The 16,958-nt window shown below is 65.3% G+C and carries 13 protein-coding genes; 10 read left to right on the top strand and 3 right to left on the bottom strand.

Annotation, left to right across the window (positions count from 1 at the left end; genetic code table 11):
* The first annotated feature begins 10 nt into the window (after positions 1 to 10).
* The 8 genes from rseP to ACFFJ6_RS21870 all read left to right on the top strand — a co-directional run bounded on the left by rseP (position 11) and on the right by ACFFJ6_RS21870 (position 9,128).
* The gene (rseP, locus tag ACFFJ6_RS21905; protein WP_378391802.1) at positions 11 to 1,162 is read left to right on the top strand and encodes an RIP metalloprotease RseP; all 1,152 of its coding nucleotides are present in this window, start codon (positions 11 to 13) and stop codon (positions 1,160 to 1,162) included.
* 168 nt (positions 1,163 to 1,330) lie between these two features.
* On the top strand, positions 1,331 to 3,865 hold the full coding sequence (gene bamA / locus ACFFJ6_RS21900; RefSeq protein ID WP_378391800.1) for an outer membrane protein assembly factor BamA: 2,535 nt from the start codon (positions 1,331 to 1,333) through the stop codon (positions 3,863 to 3,865).
* Between the two features lie 28 nt (positions 3,866 to 3,893).
* Positions 3,894 to 4,979 carry a UDP-3-O-(3-hydroxymyristoyl)glucosamine N-acyltransferase gene (lpxD, locus tag ACFFJ6_RS21895; RefSeq protein ID WP_378391798.1) on the top strand — a complete coding sequence of 362 codons (1,086 nt, stop codon included), beginning with the start codon at positions 3,894 to 3,896 and terminating at the stop codon, positions 4,977 to 4,979.
* Positions 4,979 to 5,434, top strand: a complete 456-nt coding sequence (gene fabZ / locus ACFFJ6_RS21890) for a 3-hydroxyacyl-ACP dehydratase FabZ (RefSeq protein WP_378391796.1) — start codon at positions 4,979 to 4,981, stop codon at positions 5,432 to 5,434. Before lpxD ends, fabZ begins: the two co-directional genes overlap by 1 nt.
* A gap of 9 nt (positions 5,435 to 5,443) precedes the next feature.
* On the top strand, positions 5,444 to 6,286 hold the full coding sequence (gene lpxA, locus ACFFJ6_RS21885; protein WP_378391794.1) for an acyl-ACP--UDP-N-acetylglucosamine O-acyltransferase: 843 nt from the start codon (positions 5,444 to 5,446) through the stop codon (positions 6,284 to 6,286).
* Positions 6,287 to 6,304: 18 nt separating this feature from the next.
* On the top strand, positions 6,305 to 7,162 hold the full coding sequence (locus ACFFJ6_RS21880) for an LpxI family protein (RefSeq protein WP_378391792.1): 858 nt from the start codon (positions 6,305 to 6,307) through the stop codon (positions 7,160 to 7,162).
* Positions 7,159 to 8,337 carry a lipid-A-disaccharide synthase gene (gene lpxB, locus ACFFJ6_RS21875; protein WP_378391790.1) on the top strand — a complete coding sequence of 393 codons (1,179 nt, stop codon included), beginning with the start codon at positions 7,159 to 7,161 and terminating at the stop codon, positions 8,335 to 8,337. Before ACFFJ6_RS21880 ends, lpxB begins: the two co-directional genes overlap by 4 nt.
* 110 nt (positions 8,338 to 8,447) lie before the next feature.
* Positions 8,448 to 9,128 carry a nucleoside deaminase gene (locus ACFFJ6_RS21870; protein WP_378391788.1) on the top strand — a complete coding sequence of 227 codons (681 nt, stop codon included), beginning with the start codon at positions 8,448 to 8,450 and terminating at the stop codon, positions 9,126 to 9,128.
* A gap of 96 nt (positions 9,129 to 9,224) precedes the next feature.
* Here ACFFJ6_RS21870 and gltA read toward each other — a convergent pair whose 3' ends face one another.
* Together gltA and gltX are read right to left on the bottom strand one after the other, a co-directional pair.
* On the bottom strand, positions 9,225 to 10,529 hold the full coding sequence (gene gltA / locus ACFFJ6_RS21865) for a citrate synthase (protein WP_378391786.1): 1,305 nt from the start codon (positions 10,527 to 10,529) through the stop codon (positions 9,225 to 9,227).
* A gap of 148 nt (positions 10,530 to 10,677) precedes the next feature.
* Positions 10,678 to 12,099, bottom strand: coding sequence for a glutamate--tRNA ligase (gene gltX / locus ACFFJ6_RS21860; RefSeq protein WP_378391784.1), 1,422 nt, complete (start codon positions 12,097 to 12,099; stop codon positions 10,678 to 10,680).
* A 156-nt stretch (positions 12,100 to 12,255) separates the two neighbouring features.
* Here gltX and ACFFJ6_RS21855 point away from each other — a divergent pair, with 156 nt between their 5' ends.
* Together ACFFJ6_RS21855 and ACFFJ6_RS21850 are read left to right on the top strand one after the other, a co-directional pair.
* Positions 12,256 to 13,938 (top strand): glutamine--tRNA ligase/YqeY domain fusion protein, encoded by a 1,683-nt coding sequence (locus tag ACFFJ6_RS21855; RefSeq protein WP_378391782.1) that lies wholly within the window; start codon positions 12,256 to 12,258, stop codon positions 13,936 to 13,938.
* Between the two features lie 77 nt (positions 13,939 to 14,015).
* Entirely contained in the window at positions 14,016 to 16,283 is a 2,268-nt protein-coding gene (locus tag ACFFJ6_RS21850) for a ComEC/Rec2 family competence protein (protein ID WP_378391780.1), read from the top strand.
* Here the strand turns inward: ACFFJ6_RS21850 and ACFFJ6_RS21845 are convergent.
* Entirely contained in the window at positions 16,280 to 16,954 is a 675-nt protein-coding gene (locus ACFFJ6_RS21845) for a uracil-DNA glycosylase (RefSeq protein ID WP_378391778.1), read from the bottom strand. The two genes, ACFFJ6_RS21850 and ACFFJ6_RS21845, sit on opposite strands and share 4 nt — an antisense overlap.
* Positions 16,955 to 16,958 lie beyond the last annotated feature (4 nt).

Raw genomic sequence — 16,958 nt, 5'->3', positions numbered from 1 at the left:
GAGGAATGGGATGGCCGATCTTTTTCTGAACGGGTTCAACACGTTGAGCCACGGCGTCGTGGGTTACGTGGTGCCGTTTTTGTTTGTCCTGACGATCGTGGTGTTCTTCCACGAACTTGGGCATTTTCTAGTTGCGCGCTGGAACGGCGTGAAGGTGCTGACCTTCTCCTTGGGCTTTGGTCCGGAGATCGTCGGGTTCAACGACCGCCACGGCACCCGCTGGAAGCTCTCGGCAATCCCGCTCGGCGGCTACGTTAAGTTCTTTGGTGACGACAGCGAAGCCTCGACGCCGTCGACCGATTCCCTGTCCAAGATGACTGCGGCCGAGCGCTCGGTCAGCTTCCATCACAAGAAGGTCGGGCCGCGGGCTGCGATCGTGGTCGCGGGGCCGGTGGCCAATTTCATCCTTGCGATCGTTCTGTTCACCTTCCTGTTCGCGGTGTTTGGCGTGCCGAGCACGTCGCCGCGGGTCGACAACATCCAGCCGGGCAGTGCCGCAGAGGCCGCAGGCTTCAAGCCGGGCGACGTCATTCTGTCGATCAACGGAAGTAAGATTCATAGCTTCCTCGACATGCAGCGCACGGTCGGCGCCGAGGCGGGCAACCAGTTGAGCTTCACCGTCCAGCGCGGCGAGTCGACGGTCGATCTCAAGGCCACGCCTGAACTCCGCGAGATCAAGGACCGTTTCGGCAACGTCCAGCGCCTCGGCATCCTCGGCATCAGCCGTTCGACGTCGGCCGGCGAGGTGACCACCGAGCGGGTGAACCCGGCCGCGGCGTTCTGGATGGGGATCAAGGAGACCTGGTTTGTCATCGACCGGACCTTCTCCTACATCGGCGGCCTGTTCGCGGGGCGTGAGGCTGCCGACCAGCTCGGCGGTCCGTTGCGAATCGCACAGATCTCTGGACAGGTCGCGACCATCGGCTTTACCCCGCTGCTGCACTTGGCGGCGGTGCTGTCGATCTCGATCGGGCTTTTGAACCTGTTTCCGGTCCCGCTCCTCGATGGCGGTCACCTGATGTTCTACGCGATCGAGGCGGTGAGGGGGCGTCCGCTGTCGGAGCGGGCGCAGGAAATGGGCTTCCGGATTGGGTTGGGGCTTGTGCTGATGCTGATGGTTTTCGCGACCTATAACGATATTCTGCACTTGGCTTCGTCTTAACGCTGATGCAATTCGTGGCCGATAGGCAACGTGTTGGAATGAAATTGAAATCGCACTGCGAAAGGACGTTTGCCGGTTTGGCAAAATTGTCTACAAGCAAGGCACGTTGGGGATTCTGTCGGCGCATGGGCTGCGCGCCGGCAACGGAATGACAAGGGCGCGTTGCGCATGAATGCTGGAATGCGAGTGTTGCGGGGGGTACTTCTTGCTGCCGCCCTGGTGTTTTTCGCCGGACCGGTCGCCACGACGGCGACTGCTGTTCTCACGGCGTCGCCTGCGGCCGCGCAGTCAGCTTCATCGATCCAGGTCGAGGGCAACCGCCGAGTCGAAGCCGATACCATTCGCTCCTATTTCAAGGCTGGCCCAGGCGGCCGGCTTGATCAGGGCAGCATCGACGACGGCCTCAAGGCGCTGATCGAGACGGGGTTGTTCCAGGACGTGCGCATCAACCAGGCCGGTGGCCGGCTGGTCGTCAGCGTGATCGAGAACCCGGTGATCGGCCGGCTCGCTTTCGAGGGCAACAAGAAGATCAAGGACGAGCAGCTCCAGGGCGAAATCCAGTCCAAGCCGCGGGGCACGCTGTCGCGCCCGATGGTGCAGTCGGACGCGCTGCGGATCGCCGAAATCTACCGCCGCTCGGGTCGCTACGACGTCCGCGTCGATCCGCAGATCATCGAGCAGCCGAACAACCGCGTCGACCTCGTCTTCGTCATCAACGAGGGCGCAAAGACGGGCGTAAAGTCGATCGAATTCATCGGCAACAATGCCTATTCGTCCTATCGCCTTCGCGACGTGATCAAGACCCGCGAGACCAATCTGCTGAGCTTCCTCGGTTCGGGCGACGTCTATGATCCGGACCGCGTCGAGGCCGATCGCGATCTGCTCCGCCGCTTCTATCTGAAGAACGGCTACGCCGACGTTCAGGTCGTTGCCGCGCTCACCGAGTACGATCCGGAGAAGAAGGGCTTCCTGGTCACCTTCAAGATCGAGGAAGGCCAGCAGTATCGCGTCGGCTCCGTGACCTTCGAGTCGACGATCGCGAACTTCGATGCCAATTCGATGCGCGGCTATTCCCGCGTCAACGTCGGCTCGCTCTACAACGCCGAGGCGCTCGAGAAGTCCGTCGAGGAAATGCAGATCGAAATGTCGCGGCGTGGTTACGCCTTCGCGACGGTTCGGCCGCGTGGCGACCGCAACTTCGAAACGCACACCGTCTCGATCGTGTTCTCGATCGAGGAGGGGCCGCGGGTCTACATCGAGCGCATCAACGTGGTCGGCAACACCCGCACCCGGGATTATGTGATCCGCCGCGAGTTCGACATCTCCGAAGGCGATGCTTACAACCGTGCGCTGGTCGACCGTGCCGAGCGTCGCCTGAAGAACCTCGACTTCTTCAAGTCGGTGAAGATCACCACCGAGCCGGGCTCGTCGAGCGACCGCGTCATCCTGGTGGTCAATCTCGAAGAGAAGTCGACCGGCGACTTCTCGGTGTCGGGCGGCTACTCGACCAGCGACGGTGCACTGGGTGAAGTCAGCGTCTCGGAGCGCAACTTCCTCGGCCGTGGCCTGTTCGCCAAGGCGACCGTGCAGTACGGCCAGTATGCCCGCGGTTATTCGCTGTCCTTCGTCGAGCCCTATCTGCTCGACTATCGCGTCGCGCTGGGCCTCGACGTCTATCAGCGCGAACAACTCGCCAACAGCTACATCTCGTACGGCACCAAGACGCTCGGCGTGAGCCCGCGCCTCGGCTTCGCGCTCCGGGAAGACCTGACCCTGCAGCTCCGCTATTCGCTGTACCGTCAGGAAATCACCCTGCCGTCGTACCTGAACAACTGTAACAACAACCTCGGCACCGCCGGGTACTTCCCGACGCCGCAGTTCATCAACGCGGGCAACCCGAATCCGACGGGCTACGGCGCGCTGGGCTGCTACGGCGACGGCGAGGCCTCGCTGCCGGTCCGCATCGGCCTGTCGAACGGCGCCTACTGGACGTCCTCGGTCGGCTACACCCTGACCTACAACACCCTCGATAACACCCGGAACCCGACCGACGGTCTGCTGGTCGATTTCCGCCAGGATTTCGCGGGTGTCGGCGGCGACGTGAAGTTCCTGAAGACGGCTTTCGACGCCAAGTACTACACGCCGCTGGTGTCCGAAGTGGTCGGCATCATCCATCTGCAGGCGGGTAACCTGAGCTCGTATGGCGGCAACCAGCTGCGCATGCTCGACCAGTTCCAGATGGGTCCGAACCTCGTCCGCGGCTTCGCTCCGAACGGTATCGGTCCGCGTGACATCGGCCAGTACGCCTTCTACGGCTACGGCGGTGACGCTCTCGGCGGCACCAACTACTGGGGTGCGTCGGTCGAGTTGCAGATGCCGTTCTGGTTCCTGCCGAAGGAAGTCGGGCTCAAGGGCGCCGTCTATGCGGACGCTGGCTCGCTGTTCGACTACAAGGGCCCGACGTCGTGGACGGTCACCAACGAAGTCAACGCGCCGGGTTGTATCAAGGCGACGCAGACCAACATCGGTACCTGCGCTGGTCTGAACTACGACGACACCAACACGGTTCGGTCGTCGGTCGGTGTCGGCCTGATCTGGGCCTCGCCGTTCGGTCCGCTGCGGTTCGACTACGCGATCCCGATCACCAAGGGTAAGTACGACCGCGTCCAGGAATTCAAATTCGGCGGCGGGACTTCGTTCTAAGTCCCGCGGTCCGGACTGCGACCGCAGGATGACCTCGACAACATTCTTCAGAACCCGCCCTTCGTCGACGCTGGCAGAGATTGCCACGGCGACGGGGGCGGAGCTCGTCGATCCGGCGCGTGCCGGCGACGTGATCGCTGGCATCGCCTCGCTCGACGAGGCGGGACCGATGCATCTGACCTTTTTCGAGAACCTGCGTTACGAAAGCGAACTCGCGGCGACGCGGGCCGGTGCTTGCCTGGTCAGCGCGCGGTTCGAGGGCCGGGTGCCGTCGCATGTCGCGGTGCTCCGCAGCCGGCGACCGTTCCACGCCTTCGTGGCCTACAGCCGTCAGATCTACGCCGATGCGCTGCGCCCGGAGCCGGATTTCCGCGCGACCGGTATAGCGCTGACCGCGGTGATCCACCCGAGTGCCAAGCTGGAGGACGAGGTGATCGTCGAGCCGCTGGCGGTGATCGGCCCCGACGTCGAAGTCGGATCCGGCACGGTGGTCGGGGCGGGTGCCGTTCTGGCCGCCGGGGTGAAGATCGGCCGTGATTGCAACATTGGGGCCGGAAGTCATCTGCAGCACAGCCTGATCGGCAACAACGTCCTGATCCATCCCGGCTGTCATATCGGTCAGGACGGCTTCGGCTTCATCTTTGCCGGCCGTCACACCAAGGTGCCCCAGACTGGGCGTGTGATCATCCAGAACGATGTCGAACTCGGCGCCGGCACCACGATCGACCGCGGCAGCCTGCGCGACACCGTGATCGGCGAGGGCACCAAGATCGACAATCAGGTCCAGATCGGCCACAACGTAACAATTGGTCGACATTGTGTGATTGCCGCGAAATGCGGTCTTGCCGGCAGCCTGACGCTGGGCGACAACGTCGCGCTGGGCGCCATGGTCGGCATCAACAACCACGTCGTGATCGGTGACGGCGCCCAGGTGGCGGCGATGTCCGGGGTCAAGGACAGTGTGCCGCCCGGCGAGCGCTGGGGCGGCATGTTTGCAAGGCCGACCAAGACCTGGTTCCGGGAGATGCTTGCAGTACGGCGGCTGGCCGAGGCCGGCAGCCCGGAGGCGGCCGGGTCTCAGTCCGAGCACGACAGGGATGAAGGACGGGGTTGATGGAATCGCCGATACGTTTCGCGGATGTGGACATCAACACCATCCTGAAAACCCTGCCGCATCGCTTCCCGTTCCTGCTGATCGATCGTGTGAAGAACATCCGCGAGGACTACAGCGGCATCGGGGTCAAGAACGTCAGCTACAACGAACCGGCCTTCCTGGGGCACTTCCCGGAGCGGCCCGTATATCCGGGTGTGCTGATGATCGAAGGCATGGCGCAGACCGCCGGTGTGATCGGCATTATGTCGGTGACCGGCACCGAGCAGCCGCGCGCGGTGTATTTCCTGACCATCGACAAGTGCAAGTTCCGCAAGCCGGTGATGCCCGGGGACACGGTCGAGTACCATATGACGCGGACTGGTCGCCGCAAGACGATGTGGTGGTTTCACGGGGAGGCCAAGGTCGACGGTCAGATCGTCGCCGAAGCCGACGTCGGCGCGATGCTGGCCGACTGATCGCACCGGATGAGCAACATCGATTCCACCGCACGAATTGAAGACGGCGCCATCCTCGGTGACGATGTCGTCATCGGCCCGTTCTGCACCATCGGCCCGAATGTCAAGATCGGGGCCGGCACAAGGCTGATCGGCCACGTCAACGTCACCGGTCACACCACGATCGGCGAAGGCTGCACCATCCATCCGTTCGCCTCGCTGGGCGGTGCGCCGCAGTCGACCGGCTACAAGGGCGAGCCGACCACGCTGACGATCGGCAATAGCTGCACCATCCGCGAAAACGTCACCATGAACACCGGCACGGTCGGCGGCGGCGGTGTCACGCGGGTCGGGGATCGCGGCTTCTTCATGGCCGGCAGCCATGTCGGCCACGACTGCATCGTCGGCAACGACGTGATCTTCGCCAATACGGCGACGCTCGGCGGTCATTGCGAGATCGGTGACTTCACCTTCATCGGCGGCATGACGGTGCTGCAGCAATTCACTCGCGTCGGTCCGCAGGTGATGATCGGCGGCATGACCGGTCTGCGCAATCACGTCATTCCCTACGCGCTTGCCAACGGCATCTATGCGAAGCTGTCCGGGTTGAATATCGTCGGCATGCGCCGGCGCAAGTTCACCAAGGAGCGGCTGCGAATTGTGCGCGCGTTCTACGACGATCTGTTCTACAGCACCGGCCCGCTTGCCGAACGACTCGAGCGGGTACGCCCTCGCACGGCCGATGATCCGGCCATCGCCGAGATCGTCGGTTTCATCGACGACATCAAGGGCCGTGGCGGTCGCGGTCAGCGCGTCGCGCTGTGCATGGCGCGCGAGGGTGGCGCGAGCGCCAACGAAGACGACGACGCCTGACCGGCCGGTGCTCCGGTCATGACGGACTCTCTCCCGCAACTCGGCAACAAGGTCGGCATCATCGCCGGCGGCGGAACGCTGCCATTCGCGGTCGCGGATTCGCTGATCGCACGGGGCGTCACGCCGGTGCTGTTCGCGCTGAAGGGAGCCTGCGATGCCGCGCGGGTCGCGGCTTATCAGCATCATTGGCTCGGGCTCGGCGCGTTCGGCAAGCTGCTGCGGCTGCTGCGGCGTGAGGACTGCCGCGATCTGGTCTTCATCGGCTCGCTGGTACGGCCGTCGCTGACCGAGCTGCGGCTCGACTGGGGCGCGCTCAGAGTATTGCCGGCGGTGCTGGCGGCCTATCGCGGCGGCGACGATCATCTGCTCACCGGCGTGGGCCATCTGTTCGAACGCTACGGCTTCCGGTTGCTCGGGCTAAAGGACGTCGCCACCGATCTGCTCATGCCCGAAGGCTGCCTGACCCGCGCTGCCGCCGATGCCGTGGTCGAGGCCGATATTGCCAAGGGAAGGGCCGTGCTGGCGGCGCTGAGCCCGTTCGACATCGGGCAGGGGTGCGTGGTCATCGAGGGGCATATCGTGGCGGTCGAGGATACGGGCGGCACCGACGAACTGCTGCGCCGCGTCGCGCAGCTTCGCGCCAACCGCCGGATCAGCGCCAAGCCCGGCCGAGGTGTGCTGGTGAAGGCGCCGAAGGCCGGGCAGGACCTGCGCTTCGATCTGCCGGCGCTAGGCCCCAAGACCATCGAGGGGCTGATCGCGGCGCAACTCGGCGGCGTTGCCGTGGTGGCCGGCCACACCGTCGTGGCCGAGCCTCAGACGATGATCGAAGCCGCGGACAAGGCCGGCCTGTTCGTGATTGGGCTGCGCTCATGACGGCCGCGTCGCAGCGAGATCGCGTGCGGACCGTGTATCTGATCGCGACCGAGGAATCCGGCGATCGTCTCGGCGGTGCCCTGATGCGTGAGTTGCGGGCGCGGCTCGGCGATGGCGTGCGGATCGAAGGCATCGGCGGCCATACGATGGCGGGCGAGGGGCTGGTCCCGCTGTTTCCGATCGAAGAGCTGTCGATTATCGGCTTTGCCGCTGTCGTGCAGCGGCTGCCGAGTATTCTGAAGCTGATCCGGCGTGCTGCGGATGCCGTCCTGGCGGCGAAGCCGGATGTGCTGGTGATCATCGATAGTCCCGACTTCACGCACCGTGTCGCAAAGCGGGTGCGGGCGCGCGATCCGGCGATTCCCATCATCGACTACGTGTCGCCAACGGTGTGGGCGTGGCGGCCCGGCCGCGCCCGGGCAATGCTCCGCTACGTCGATCACGTGCTGGCTTTGCTGCCGTTCGAGCCCACGGAGTATCGCCGGCTCAACGGTCCGCCGTGTACCTACGTCGGTCATCCGCTGACGGCGCAAATTGGATCGCTTCGGCCGAATGCCCAGGAGCAGGCGCGCCGCGACGGCGAGCCGCCGCTGTTGCTGGTGCTACCCGGCAGCCGGCGCAGCGAAGTCCGTCACCACGCCGCTGCATTTGGCGCAACGCTGGCGCAGCTCAGGCGTGAAGGTGTTGCGTTCGACCCGGTGTTGCCGACCACGCCGCATCTGGAGCCGCTGGTGCGCGATGCGGTCGCAAGCTGGGACGTGCAGCCGCGGATCGTGGTCGGCGAGCAGGACAAGCGTGCGGCCTTCCGCTCCGCGCGTGCGGCACTTGCGAAGTCCGGCACGGTGACACTGGAGCTGGCGATCGCCGGCGTGCCGATGGTGACGGCCTATCGGGCCGGCAACGTCGAGATCTGGATCGCGCGGCGCGTAGTACGTCCCGGCACGGTCATCCTGGCCAATCTGGTGATCGGACAGGACGTCGTCCCCGAGTTTATCCAGGAAGACTGCGTGCCGGCCAAGCTCGCGCCGGCACTGCGCGTACTACTCGCCGACACGCCCGCACGGCAGCGCCAGCTCGACGCGTTTGCGACCATCGACGGGATCCTGTCGACGGGCGACCAGACCCCGAGCGCACGCGCGGCCGACATCGTGCTGGACGTGATGGGCAACGACTGACGATCGCCGGTTTGCGATTGTAACGTCGGCGTTGTTGCAATCAATTCTCAATCAGTCGGCCCTAACGTCCGGAAACCTCGACGCTCCCATTTGCGCCCGCGCGGATCGGAGTGGGCGCGTATCGTCGCAACCGGAGCTCACCCAAAGTGACCAAACTACCCATTCAAACCACGTCGTCGCTGGACGCGTTGTTCGCTTCGGCCACCGTCGTCCATCGCCGGAATTTCCTGGCGACCGGCGCTGCGGCATTCGGCGCTGCCGTGTTACCGGTCGGGGCGAGGGTCGCGGAGGCCAAGCCGGCGGCCGCTACTGCGATCACCGAGCAGGATCGCCAGCACATGACCCAGGCGATCGAGCTGATGCGTAAGGCGGGCGTTGTCGAGAAGACCGGCGGCGCTTTTGGCGCCGTGATCGTCCGCAACGGCGAAGTTCTCGCAGCGACCGGCAACAGCGTGTTGCGCGACAACGATCCGTCGGCACATGCCGAAGTCAACGCGATCCGGGCGGCCTGCAAGAAGGTCGGTGCGCCGAACCTGCGCGGCGCGACCATGTACACGAGCTGCGAGTGCTGCCCGATGTGCTACGCGACGGCATATTGGGCGCGCCTCGACCGGATCTTCTTTGCGGCGTCGTGGACCGATTACGCCGACCTGTTCGACGACTCAAACATCGGCGCAGATATGAAGCAGCCGTACGCAAAACGTAAGGTTAAGATCGCTCAGATGATGCGGAGCGACGCGCAGAAGGTCTGGCAGGAATTCCGCAACCTCCCGGATCGCGCGCGCTACTGAGTTTGCGTTACGCGCTCCGACCGCGGCGTGCCTCACAAAGCAAAACGGCGAACCGCCAGGCGGTTCGCCGTTTTCTTTTCGACCAGGCTGAAGCGATCAGCCGCGCTTGTCGATCTCGACGTAGTCGCGGGTGGTCGCGCCGGTGAAGAGCTGGCGCGGACGGCCGATCTTCTGCTGCGGATCCTCGATCATCTCGCTCCACTGGCTGATCCAGCCGACGGTGCGGGCGACCGCGAACAGCACGGTGAACATGTCGGTCGGGAAGCCCATCGCCTTCAGCGTGATGCCCGAATAGAAGTCGACGTTCGGGTACAGCTTGCGGTCGATGAAGTACTGATCGCTGAGCGCGATCTTCTCGAGCTCCATCGCCACCTTCAGCAGCGGGTCGCCGTGGTGACCGGTCTCGGCCAGCACTTCGTGGCAGACCTGCTGCATGATCTTGGCGCGCGGATCGTAGTTCTTGTAGACGCGGTGGCCGAAGCCCATCAGCCGCACCGACGAGTTCTTGTCCTTCACCTTGGCGATGAAGTCCGGGATGTTCGAAACATCGCCGATCTCCTTCAGCATCTGCAGCGCCGCTTCGTTGGCGCCGCCGTGTGCCGGGCCCCACAGGCAGGCGATGCCGGCGGCGATACAGGCGAACGGGTTGGCGCCCGACGAGCCGGCGATGCGGACCGTCGAGGTCGAGGCGTTCTGCTCGTGGTCGGCGTGGAGCGTGAAGATCTTGTCGAGCGCGTTCGCCAGCACCGGGTTGACGACGTACTCTTCGCACGGCGTGGCGAAGCACATCCGCATGAAGTTCGCCGCGTAGCTGAGCGAGTTCTTCGGATAGATGAAGGGCTGGCCGACCGAGTACTTGTAGGCCATCGCGGCCAGCGTCGGCACCTTGGCGATCATCCGGATCGAGGCGACCATCCGCTGGGTCGGATCGTTGATGTCGGTGGAGTCGTGATAGAACGCAGCCAGCGCGCCGACCGAAGCCACCATCACCGCCATCGGGTGAGCGTCGCGGCGGAAGCCCTGGAAGAACCGGGCCATCTGCTCGTGCACCATGTTGTGGCGCGTGACGCGATAATCGAAGTCTTCCTTCTGCGCCTTGGTCGGCAGCTCGCCGTACAGCAGGAGGTAGCAGGTCTCGAGGAAGTCGCCCTTCTCGGCGAGTTGTTCGATCGGGTAACCGCGATACTGCAGAACGCCCGCGTCACCGTCGATATAGGTGATCTTCGACTGGCAGCTCGCCGTCGAGGTGAATCCCGGATCGTAGGTGAACATGCCGGTCTGGCCGTAGAGCTTGGCGATGTCGACGACATCGGGGCCAACCGTCCCGGTCAGAATGGGAAGATCGTAGGTCTTGTTTCCAACCGTAAGCGTTGCTGTCTTGTTGTTTGTCGTTGCGTCCATCGTGTGGTCCCCGATGTCGTTGTCGAAACCAGCGGCGGCGCACCGAAGATGCGAGCGAGACTGGTTGGCCTAAAAGCACACGCGGAATGCGTAGCTTATTGCCGTGTGCACCGCAAGACGGCCCGATTGCGGGCCTCTCCTGCAACCGCTAAGCGGCCTGATCGGCCAGTCGCGACAGGCATTCGTCGCGCCCCAGCACCGCCAGAACGTCGAAAATCCCGGGCGAGGTGGTCCGCCCGGTCAGCGCGACACGCAGCGGCTGTGCGACGGCGCCGAGCTTGAGGCCGGCCTGTTCGGCAAAGCTCCGCATCGCCGCCTCGGTGGTCGCTGCCGTCCAGGGCGAAACGTCCTCGAGAGCGGCCTTTAACTGCCCGATCAGGGCGCGGGTCTCCGGTGTCAGCACCGCCTGTCCCTTGGCGTCCACCGCCAGCGGCCGGTCCGCGAGGATGAAGCCGGCATTGTCCAGCAGTTCCAGCAGCGTCTTGGCGCGCTCCTTGAGCCCGGGCATCGCCTGCAGCAGCTGGGCGCGGGTGGTCTCGTTGATCCGGGCCGCGATGGTCGAGCCCTGCGGGATGTAGTGCAGCAGGTCTTCCAGCAGGGTCACGAGGGATTGATCGTCGCTCTGGCGGATGTAGTGGCCGTTGAGGCTTTCCAGCTTGGCGAAATCGAACCGCGCGGCCGAGCGGCCGATCGCCGGCAGGTCGAACGCGTCGATCATTTCCTGCGTGGTAAATATTTCCTGATCGCCGTGGCTCCAGCCGAGCCGCACCAGATAGTTGCGCAGCGCCGCCGGCAGGTAGCCCATGGCGCGGTAAGCGTCGACGCCGAGCGCGCCATGGCGCTTCGACAGCTTCGAGCCGTCCGGGCCGTGGATCAGCGGGATATGCGCCATCACCGGCAGCTCCCAACCCATCGCGTCGTAGATCTGCTTCTGCCGCGCCGCGTTGATCAGGTGATCGTCGCCACGGATGACGTGGGTGACGTCCATGTCGTGGTCGTCGACCACCACCGCGAGCATGTAGGTCGGCGTGCCGTCCCCGCGCAGCAGCACCAGGTCGTCGAGGTTCTCGTTCTGCCAGGCGACGCGGCCCTGAACCTGATCTTCGATCACGGTCTCGCCGGTGAGCGGCGCCTTGAGGCGGATCGTCGGCTTGACGTCGGCCGGCACCTCCGCCGGGTCGCGATCGCGCCAGCTGCCGTCGTACATCTTGGTGCGGCCCTCGGCGCGCGCCTTTTCGCGCATCGCCGTCAATTCCTCCGCGGTCGCGTAGCAGCGATAGGCCTTGCCGGCGGCCAGCAATTGCTCGGCGACCTCGCGGTGCCGGGCGGCGCGGGCGAACTGGTAGACGGTCTCGCCATCCCAATCGATGCCCAGCCATTTCAGGCCGTCGAGAATCGCGTCGATCGCCGGCTGGGTCGAGCGCTGACGATCGGTATCTTCGATTCGCAGCAGCATCTTGCCGCCGTGCTTGCGCGCGTACAGCCAGTTGAACAGGGCGGTGCGGCCACCGCCGATATGGAGGAAGCCGGTGGGCGAGGGCGCGAAGCGGGTGACGACAGGACGGGTCATTCGATACTGGGATTGGAACGCGCCGGAGCGGCGCGCAGGGTGTATAGCAGGATCGGCGCATAACTAAAGTGGTCCGCGCGGCCTTCGGGGGTTGGCGCGGGCCCCCGGATTTGGCAGATACCGCCTCGGGTTCCGATAGGAAGAAAGATCGATTTGATGACCACGGCAGACGCAACGACCGAGGCAGGGCGCGACTTCATCCGCGACATCGTCCAGGCCGATCTCGAGGCCGGCAGGCACCGGACCGTGGTGACGCGGTTCCCGCCGGAGCCGAACGGCTACCTGCATATCGGCCATGCGAAGTCGATCGCTCTGAATTTCGGCATCGCCCAGGAATTCGGGGGACGCTGCAATCTGCGCTTCGACGACACCAACCCGACCAAGGAAGAGCAGGAATACATCGATTCCATCCAGACCGATGTGCGCTGGCTCGGCTACGACTGGGGCTCCAACGTCTTCTACGCGTCGGACTATTTCGACCAGCTCTACGCCTGGGCCGAACTGCTCATTCGGAACGGCGACGCCTATGTGGACGACCAGTCTCAGGACGAGATCCGCGAGACCCGTGGCACCCTGACCGAGCCCGGCAAGAACAGCCCGTTCCGCGACCGTTCGGTCGAGGAAAACCTCGACCTGTTCGGGCGGATGAAAGCCGGTGAATTTCCGAACGGCGCGCGCGTCCTGCGCGCCAAGATCGACATGGCGTCGGGCAATATCAATCTGCGCGACCCTGTGCTGTACCGCATCCTCCATGCGCATCATCCGCGCACCGGCGAGGCCTGGTCGATCTATCCGAGCTATGACTACGCCCACGGCCAGTCCGACGCGATCGAGGGCGTGACGCATTCGATCTGTACGCTGGAGTTCGAGGATCATCGGCCGCTGTACGAATGGCTGCTGTCGAAGCTGCCGGTGCCGTCGCAGCCCAAGCAGTACGAATTCGCCCGGCTCAACATCACCTACACGCTGCTGTCGAAGCGAGTGCTGACCGAGCTGGTGCGCGGCGGCCATGTCGCCGGCTGGGACGATCCGCGGATGCCGACGATGGCCGGGATGAAGCGCCGCGGTGTGCCGCCGGCCGCGATCCGCGAATTCGTCAAGCGCATCGGCGTTGCCAAGGCCAACAGCGTGGTCGATGTCGGCATGCTGGAGTTCTGCATCCGCGAGGAGCTGAACCGCGCCGCCCAGCGCCGCATGGCGGTGCTGCGGCCGCTGAAGGTAGTGATCGAGAACTATCCGGAGGGCCAGATCGAGGAACTCGAGGCGATCAATCACCCCGACGATCCCTCTGCCGGCACTCGGAAGATTACCTTCGGCCGCGAGATCTATATCGAGCAGGACGACTTCATGGAGACGCCGCCGAAGAAGTTCTTCCGGCTGTTTCCCGGCAACGAAGTGCGGCTGCGCTACGCGTATTTCATCAAGTGCCGCGAGGTGGTGAAGAACGACGCCGGCGAGATCGTCGAACTGCGCTGCACCTACGATCCGGAAACCCGCGGCGGCAACGCGCCGGACGGCCGCAAGGTCAAGGGCACGATCCACTGGCTGTCGGCCTCGCACTCGGTGCCGGCCGAGATCCGGGTCTACAATCAGCTGTTCGCCAATTCGTCGCCGAGCGCCGCGACCTTCACGGCCGATCTCAATCCGCAGTCGCTCGAAGTGCTGACCGACGCGCGGCTCGAGCCGGAGGTGGCGGCCGGCAACTGGACCGAGCCGATGCAGTTCGAACGGCAGGGGTACTTCGTTCGCGACAAGGACTCCACGTCGGACAAGCCGGTCTTCAACCGTACTATCGGGTTACGCGATACCTTCGCCAAGGAAGTAGGCGGTAAAAGCTGATAGTTCACGCCGGCGGTTGTTGCCGGCGTTCGCGATCTGCCTCAATCTGCATGCGCGCCTGATGGAGTGTGCGTGCGTTGGAGCGGGGGCGAGCCAAAGTCAGGACGTGGCCGACCCGCGGCGCCGCGCGGGCAGGCGTGTTGGCGCCCTGGGGCGCGTCATTCTGGCCCGTTATCATCGACCGATTGCGGGAGTGGGCACGGGCTGAGGCCGGGCCGGGGCGGCTGTTGCCGTATGTGCCCGTTGCATTCGGCGCCGGGATCGCCCTGTACTTCGCCGCCGAGCGCGAACCGATCGCCTGGGTGGCGTGCGTCGTGGCGACAGCATTCGCCGCGGCCGCGTTTCTCCTGCGACGGACCCGCGCGTTTCCTGCCGTGCTGCTGATAGCCGCGTTGACGGCGGGCTTTGCGACGGTGTCGCTGAAGGCGTGGCGGATCGCGCATCCGGTGCTGGATAAGCCGGTGCAGTCCGCGGCGCTCAAAGGATTTGTCGAAGCCCGCGAAGAGCGCGAACGCACCGACCGCTTCGTCCTGCGGATCGCCGAATTGGATGCGTCCGGCCGAGCGCCTGCGCTGCACCGCGTCCGCATCTCGGTTCGCAAGGGCACGGCGCCTGCGGTCGGCAGCTTCGTCTCGCTGAAGGCGCGACTGCAGCCGCCGCTGTCGCCATTGCGGCCGGGCTCTTATGATTTCGGCCGGGATCTCTACTTCCAGGACATCGCGGCCTCGGGCTTCGCGCTCGGCGCCATCACGGCGCTCGATCCGCCGGCCGAGGGTGGCTGGCGGCTGCGCTACGCGGCCATCATGCAGGGCCTGCGCGACGGAATCGACGCGCGTATCCGCGCCGTGCTCGGCGGCGATCAGCGGGCCATCGCCACCGCGCTGCTCACCGGTAAGCGCGATGCGATCTCCACGCCGATCAACGATGCGATGTTCATCTCCGGGCTCGGCCATGTGCTGTCGATCTCCGGCTATCACATGGCGGTCGTCGCCGGCGTTGTGTTCTTCGTGGTCCGCGCGCTGCTGGCCCTGATCCCGGCGCTCACGGTGACGTTTCCGATCAAGAAGGTTGCGGCTGCGGCGGCGCTCGTTGCGGCGGCGTTCTATCTGTTGCTGTCGGGCGCGGAAGTCGCGACCCAGCGCAGCTTTCTGATGACGGCAGTCGTGCTGATGGCGGTGATGGTCGATCGCCGCGCCATCACGTTCCGGACGTTGGCGATCGCGGCTCTGATCGTGCTGCTGGTCGCGCCGGAAGCGCTTGTCCATCCCAGTTTTCAGATGTCGTTCGCTGCGACGCTGGGGCTGGTCGCGCTGGTGCAGATCGGCATGCCGACGTTGTTCGCGCGCGCTGATAGTTCGGCGGCCGCGCGAGCGGCGTTATGGGGCGGGCGCGAGATCGTGACACTGGCGCTAGCGTCGCTGGTCGCCGGGCTCGCCACGATGCCGTACGCCGCCTATCACTTCCACCGCATCACGCCGTATGGCGTGATCGCCAATCTGCTGGCGATGCCGATGGTGTCGGCGGTGGTGATGCCGGCCGGTCTGCTCGGGCTTGCCGCAATGCCGTTCGGTCTCGACGGTGTGTTCTGGCGGATCATGGAAATCGGCATCGACTGGATGATCGTCGTCGCGTTGTGGGTCGCGACGTTGCCCGGCGCCATCGGCCGGATGGCCGCGTTCGGCACCGGGCCACTGTTGCTGGCGTCCTTGGGCATCGTGTTATTCGGCCTGCTGCAGACGCCGCTCCGCTACGGCGGCGCGCTGCTCCTCGTCGCTGCAACGAGCTGGGCGCTGATGACGAAGCAGCCAGACATCCTGATCGCCGGCGATGGCCGCCAGGTCGCGGTGCGTGGCGCCGATGGGCGGCTGCGCGTGATGCAGAGCACGGCAGATACGTTCAGACTCAAGGAGTGGCTTTCCGCGGATGCGGATTCGCGCATGCCGGATGCGGCTTCGCTGCGCGATGGCGTGTCGTGCGATGCCGATGGCTGCGTCGCCGCGCTCGCGGATGGGCGGCTGGTGGCGCTGTCGCTGCGTGTCGATGGGGTGGCCGATGATTGCACGCGGGCGGCGCTGGTGGTGGCAATTGCGCCGTCGCCACCTGAGTGCGCAGCGCGGCTGATCGGGGCCGATTTGCTCACGAGTGGCGGCGCGCTGGCCTTGTGGCAAACCTGGGGCAGGGACGGCGGCTTCACCAGCGAGGTCGTCCGGCCGAGCGGCCGGGACCGGCCATGGTGGCCCGCCCCCGTGGAGGTAGCGGCGGACGCCTCGGTGCAAAGGAATACCGTCCGGCCAGCGCCCGTCGACGCCACTCCGGCGGCGTCGGATCAGCGTGAGGATGACTAGCCGGCGGCGTCGAGGTCGGCGCGCACGCGCGCGAATACGTCGCGAAACATCTTCGGCGTCAGCACGCCGGTGTTCGTGTTGTAGCGCGAGCAGTGATAGCTGTCGTAGAGGCGGAAGCGTCCGGCCTCGTGCACCGCGCCGTGGGAAAACGGCGCCTGCGCCGCGCGCAGCCCCAGCGCCTTCAGCGTCGAGTCGTGCGCGATCCGTCCGAGCAGCACGATGGCGCGCAGCTTGGGCATCGTCTCGATGGTGCCGGAGAGAAAGCGGCGGCAGGTGTTGATCTCGACCGGCAGCGGCTTGTTCTGCGGAGGCACGCAGCGCACCGCGTTGCTGATCCGGCTTCCCACCAGCCGCAGCCCGTCGTCGGGGCGCGCCTGATAATTGCCCTTGGCGAAGCCGTATTCGATCAGCGTGGCGTAGAGCAGGTCGCCGGCGTAGTCGCCGGTGAAGGGCCGGCCGGTGCGGTTGGCGCCTTGCAGGCCCGGGGCGAGGCCCACGATCAGCAGCGCAGCGTCGGCCGTGCCGAAGGAGGGGACCGGCGCGTTGTGCCAGCCGGGCTCGCGCACCCGATGCTCGCGGCGAAAATCCGCGAGCCTCGGGCACATCGGGCAGTCACGATCAGGTTCATTGATCGAAGGAAGAACGGCGGCCCGCGGGCCGCGCGCTGGCATCGTC

Source organism: Rhodopseudomonas telluris (genome assembly GCF_042432815.1).
Lineage (GTDB): Bacteria > Pseudomonadota > Alphaproteobacteria > Rhizobiales > Xanthobacteraceae > Rhodopseudomonas > Rhodopseudomonas telluris.
The sequence above is the reverse complement of the archived record's forward strand: the minus strand, read 5'-3'. Positions and strand labels throughout refer to the sequence as shown.

Coding starts and splice junctions, on each gene's coding strand:
- lpxA (WP_378391794.1), top strand. CDS start 5,444: ATGAGCAACATCGATTCCACCGCACGAATTGAAGACGGCGCCATCCTC.
- lpxD (WP_378391798.1), top strand. CDS start 3,894: ATGACCTCGACAACATTCTTCAGAACCCGCCCTTCGTCGACGCTGGCA.
- lpxB (WP_378391790.1), top strand. CDS start 7,159: ATGACGGCCGCGTCGCAGCGAGATCGCGTGCGGACCGTGTATCTGATC.
- ACFFJ6_RS21855 (WP_378391782.1), top strand. CDS start 12,256: ATGACCACGGCAGACGCAACGACCGAGGCAGGGCGCGACTTCATCCGC.
- bamA (WP_378391800.1), top strand. CDS start 1,331: ATGAATGCTGGAATGCGAGTGTTGCGGGGGGTACTTCTTGCTGCCGCC.
- ACFFJ6_RS21845 (WP_378391778.1), bottom strand. CDS start 16,954: ATGCCAGCGCGCGGCCCGCGGGCCGCCGTTCTTCCTTCGATCAATGAA.
- gltA (WP_378391786.1), bottom strand. CDS start 10,529: ATGGACGCAACGACAAACAACAAGACAGCAACGCTTACGGTTGGAAAC.
- fabZ (WP_378391796.1), top strand. CDS start 4,979: ATGGAATCGCCGATACGTTTCGCGGATGTGGACATCAACACCATCCTG.
- gltX (WP_378391784.1), bottom strand. CDS start 12,099: ATGACCCGTCCTGTCGTCACCCGCTTCGCGCCCTCGCCCACCGGCTTC.
- ACFFJ6_RS21880 (WP_378391792.1), top strand. CDS start 6,305: ATGACGGACTCTCTCCCGCAACTCGGCAACAAGGTCGGCATCATCGCC.
- rseP (WP_378391802.1), top strand. CDS start 11: ATGGCCGATCTTTTTCTGAACGGGTTCAACACGTTGAGCCACGGCGTC.